Raw genomic sequence first — 1,071 nt, 5'->3', positions numbered from 1 at the left:
AGGTAACCCCGGTTATGGCTGCCTTCTTGCTGGAGGAACCCCGCGGCGACAACCTGGTCATCGAGGACCAGCTCCGGCACTGGGCTGAGGAACTCCGCCACCGCTGACCAAGCCCCCTGCCCTCACGCGGCCGTGGCTTCCCTCCCGGATGCTAGGGGAGCCACGGCCGCCGACGCTGGAACCATGAGTGCCACCGCTACCTGGTCGGGCACCATCGCCTTCGGGATGGTCTCGATCCCGGTCCAGCTCTACGCGGCTACCGAAGAGCACACCGTGCGGCTCCACGAGATCCACACCGCCGACGGCAGCCGTGTCCAGCACCGCCGCGCACCAGGGCGCGGATCGAGTGGATGGTCCGTGGCCGGCCCGAGCGCTTCGGCCGAGACCGCGCTGCGTGATGACGTGCGACCATGTCGCGGTGCCATCGCTACACCGTGTCCGGCTGTACCAGCAGCCGCACCCTGCGCAGCACGTCCCGGGGGAGCGGGTGCAGGAACGCCCGATCGCTCGGCCCGAACCGCAGCCTGTCCCCGCCCAGTTGTCGCTCCAGCACCGTGATCTGATGACGCAGCGCCAAGATTTCCACGTCCTTGTCGCGGTCGCTCATCGGCAGCAAGCGCAGTATGGCGAACGCGTTCGTCACACCCAGGTAGGCCAGTCGCAGCAGCACGATCGATCATGCTCCCGTAGTAACCAGCACTCGCGCCAGAGTCCCCGGTCCGAGCACCCAGCGTCGGGGACCGCGAAACCCGCATACCGCCTCCCACCTGCACGGATGAGGTTTTCGGCAGAGGCAAGGTGGCGGCGACGCGGACCAAGCGGGCGGCGTGGCGGGCCTCGCGGTGTATGCCGAGCAGGAGCCCGATCGACGTGCCGAACAGGCCGACCGCGTACAGGGCGTCTCCGGAGTCGAGCGCGATTGCTCCGGCGTAAACGGCGATGCCTTACGCCACGCAGTACACCGCGATCATCAGCACCCGGGTGGGGGTCATCGGGTCTGATTCTCCTGGCAGGACCCGCGGTCGTTCTTTCACTGCGGTGACGGTACGGCGTTCATGGGGGCGGTGGGGG

Annotated in this window: 1 protein-coding gene; it reads right to left on the bottom strand. The window is 68.3% G+C overall.

Annotated features, from left to right (window positions below):
* Nucleotides 1-427: 427 nt before the first annotated feature.
* Nucleotides 428-670: a hypothetical protein gene (locus ACFVXE_RS39235; RefSeq protein WP_389678606.1), complete on the bottom strand. Its 243-nt coding sequence runs from the start codon at nucleotides 668-670 to the stop codon at nucleotides 428-430.
* Between the last annotated feature and the right edge of the window lie 401 nt (nucleotides 671-1,071).

The sequence above is a fragment of the Streptomyces sp. NPDC058231 genome, assembly GCF_042882275.1.
Classification (GTDB): Bacteria; Actinomycetota; Actinomycetes; order Streptomycetales; family Streptomycetaceae; genus Streptomyces.
Note: the sequence above shows the minus strand (reverse complement) of the source record. Positions and strands in the feature narration are given on the sequence as shown.